Raw genomic sequence first — 3590 nt, 5'->3', positions numbered from 1 at the left:
CGGCTCGAACACCTTCGCGGTTCCGCTCTCGGCTTCCGCAACCTCACCAACTACGTCGCAAGATCACTGCTGGAATCCGGCGGATTCAGACCGAAACTACACCCTCAATTCTGAAGAGCCGGTTATGGATGTCTGAAACGGCAATATGGATTCGAACCGACTCGCCGTAAACTCTCCAGAAACAATGCAAACTGGAGAGTGTTTAGTACCTGCCACTGTTCTAATATTCTTCTGGAAAGATGGGCCAAAACGGGGTAGTGGCAAGTGGCAACAACCCGATGCTTGTAAAGCGGGGATATACGATCCCCGTGGCTGGGTCTGCGTGGACGCTGGTTGCTCGCGGGAGGCGAAACCTGCTTCGCCTGAATTCGCCCTATCGGGGAAAACTAAAATCATTTCCGTTGCTGCGCTCCGTTCCGGTCGAGCGTCACATGGAAAACGTCCAGCCGCACGCGTCAAGGGCAGCACCTGAAGGCTTGGGGTTTTGTTCATGTCCAGTCCCTGAACCAGCAGGCTATTTGCCATGCCAGTCTGCTCGGTCCACTCTCTTGATGTCGGCTGCGGGGAACCACTCGACTCTGTATGCCCTGTCGGGCTCGTGCCCTTCGACGAGTCCGTAAGATCGCGTGTACTCGACGGCCGTGCCGAATATTTCGCCTTCCTTGACAAGCGGTATATCCCACGGTGAGGAATGCTGAGGATTGCCGTCGGTCCGGTCGGGATGGCGCTTGTCGGCGGCAATGACTTCCATGAGCTTCGAACCTGGATCAAATTTATTCACTACTACAGTATGGTTTCATGGCAAGATATCGAACATACGTCCAAACGGTAACTATCATGGTGTCATGAAGATTATCGGCACACTGGCGCCATTGAGCTGACCGAATCCGAAAGCGCTGACTGTTGGCAAGGCTTCGAGGCCATGCAACGGCTACTTCAGGAAGGCTTTCGGCTGTTAAGCGTGCAAGTCGAACGTTAGATTTTGGTGCGCCCTACACCACGTTTTGCTGCGGCAAACTGGTAACGGCAGCGCAGCCATCGAGGGGCAGTCCGGGTGGGACTCCGACAGCAATAGCCACGCAACAGATTATGCAGCAATGGCACGGGGTCAAAGTACTCGCAGTAAGTTTCCTAGCCCCGTAAACAAAAGGGCAGCAAGGCCCAGATGTAGTGCCACGGCAGTCGACTCTGCGAACCATATGAGTGGATGGTAGGCGACGATTGCAGATGTTCCAGCAATGAATAACGTGAGCAGGAATCGAACCTATTTCCGCCCCAAAACAAGCCAAAAACGTGAGCAGGTTTTCGTTCAAGAACGTGAGTAAAACGTGACTTGGGCCGTTTTTGGTCTTAAATGACTCTGACCTGCGAAGCATAACCGCAGGTCAGAGCCACAATTTGGTGCCCCGTGTCCAGGGCTCCTGACATGGTGAGGTATTGCGTGTGGGTTTAGGCGTGGTTTTTGATTTCGTAGCGCAGGATGAGGTTGGTGCCGGGGTAGCGGGTTGCCGTGGTGGTGAGGTGCTGGCAGAGTTCACCGATTGCCGTGGTGGCCCGTGGTGTGGGGAGTGGGTCCAGCCGGATGATGAGGTATCCCGGGGTGGTGGTGTCGATGTGTCGCCGCTGCCGGTGAGCGCCTGTCGTGCCAGGGTGTGGGCTTCCTCGGCGGCGCGGGCGTAGCCGGTGTTGGTCCGGATTTCCCGGGCGAGGGTCGTGGCGGTGTTGAACGCGGCCATCCTGATCGCGTGGGTGATCAGTTTCGTCTCGGTGTCGAGGACTTGTTGCCCGGGTGAGAGTTCTCCCAACGGGATTCTGGCGGGGATTTTTTGGTGGGCGGCTTCTGTCTGGTCGAGGGCGGCTTCCGCGTCCCAGAGGGGCGCGGTGACGGTGTTGTGCATGGCGCTGGTAATCAGGACTTCATTGGTGCCGGGCCCCGGGGTACGGATCCCTAGCATGGCGGCGTCTGTGCGGGCCAGGACCTGGTCGTAGTGGGCGCGTGTGGCGATCACGTGTTGGTAGGCCTTTTTCTTGTCCGGGTTGGGTACTGACCGTCCGGGGTCATCCTCGGTGGACGTGTAGGCGTCGTGGGAGTCCAGGTCGAAATGGATGCGGGCGTAGCGGAAGTAGTTTTCCTGCCGCCAGCGGGAGCCCATCCGGTAAATCACCTCACCGGCGGACATGCCCTGATCGGTGGTGAGGATGTGGATCTGCCGGGTTGCCCCGCCCCGGACCGGGACGATGCGGCTGATCTGTCGTATCCGGAACGCTTCCCCGGTGGTGGCCAGTGCCAGGTCAACGGCCGTGTCCGCGGCATTCCAGGTTCTGGTTTGCCCGTGGGCGTCAGTATGGGTGACGGGTGTGAAGTGGTTCTCGGGGATCTCCGGTGGGGTGCTTTTGCGCCAGGTCAGGACGTCAAAGCCGGCCTCGTCCATGTGTTTGAAGAGCGCCGGTGACCAACCTCCCCGGTCAAAACCGACCAACACCCGCCGGGAGTTTCCAACGATGGTGCGTAAGTGCGGCAGCAGGGCCCGAAGTTCACCGGTCAGGGCGGTGCCGGGTTTGGCCATGACGACCAGCACCGGGGATCCGTGGGCGTCAGAGACCCAGGTTTCCTCGGTCGCCGGGACCGGGAACTTCAGCCTCGTGGAGTGGACCTTCCCGATCTTCTTGGTCCCTTGGTAGGCGCGGACATGCCCGTCAACATACAGAACAGCGGCCAGATCCCCGCCCTCGACGCCGGCACTATCGCCGTTCGGACCGTGGAGGTGGTGTTTAGCGAGGGCGGTGAGCAGGTCCCCGGCCTTCCCGGTGTCGGCCAGAAACCCGATTTTGCGGCGGATGGTTTTTACTTCCGGGGCCCGGTCAAGGCCCAACACCCGACCGAGCGCCGTGGGCTCGATCCGGGTGGCACCTTCGGCGCGGGGTTCCCCGGCCAGGGCCCGCAGCACCGCGTCAAGGAGCACCGTTTCCAGCCCGTAAAATCCGGCCGGCAACGCCCCGAAGGTTACCTTCGCGCAAGCGAGCAGCCCGGTGGCCTCCAGCGCCGGCAAGGCCAGGAACAGCCCGGCCAACGGCACCCGCGCCGCAGGGGCAAACACCGGGGCCGCGCACTCGAGTAAACCGGACCTCGCTACCGCCCGTTCCCCGGAACGAGCTGTCGGTTCCGGCAGTACGGGCAACACCAACTGCGTTGGTGCCTGGGGCGCCAATTTAGCCCGTGTCGCCACGGGTTCCCCGGTCACAGCCTCGTTGGTGAGGGCGCGCCGGACAGTGTCGGTGGAGACCCCGGCCGCTGCAGCCGTTGCCCGCAGGCTCGCACCACCAGCGCGGACGCGGCGGATCTCGGCCGCTTTCGCCCCGGTCAGGACGGTCGGGCCCTTGGGGCCTTTCTTCATAGGCGCCAACGCGGCGACCCCCTCGCCGGTCAGGCTGACCCGCCAGCGCCGCAAGGATTCGGGGGTGACTGTGTTTCGTCAAGTTAAAGTAGGCCATTTCGGCGCTAAGAATCAGGCCACTGCGGCGCGTTTTTAGGCCATTTCAGCTGTCTGCTCATTTCATCAACGCGTTTTTGACTCGGTAGGACTCGCCGC

The 3590-nt window shown here is 61.0% G+C and carries 2 protein-coding genes; both read right to left on the bottom strand.

Annotated elements, in window-relative coordinates:
- Nucleotides 1-514 precede the first annotated feature (514 nt).
- Nucleotides 515-781 (bottom strand): hypothetical protein, encoded by a 267-nt coding sequence (locus OS914_RS17815; RefSeq protein WP_267547395.1) that lies wholly within the window; start codon nt 779-781, stop codon nt 515-517.
- Nucleotides 782-1385: 604 nt separating this feature from the next.
- Nucleotides 1386-3395, bottom strand: a complete 2010-nt coding sequence (locus OS914_RS17810; protein ID WP_267547394.1) for a putative transposase — start codon at nt 3393-3395, stop codon at nt 1386-1388.
- Nucleotides 3396-3590: the final 195 nt, after the last annotated feature.

Origin of the sequence: Arthrobacter endolithicus (assembly GCF_026627425.1) — a bacterium.
Classification (GTDB): domain Bacteria; phylum Actinomycetota; class Actinomycetes; order Actinomycetales; family Micrococcaceae; genus Arthrobacter_M.
Note: the sequence above shows the minus strand (reverse complement) of the source record. Positions and strands in the feature narration are given on the sequence as shown.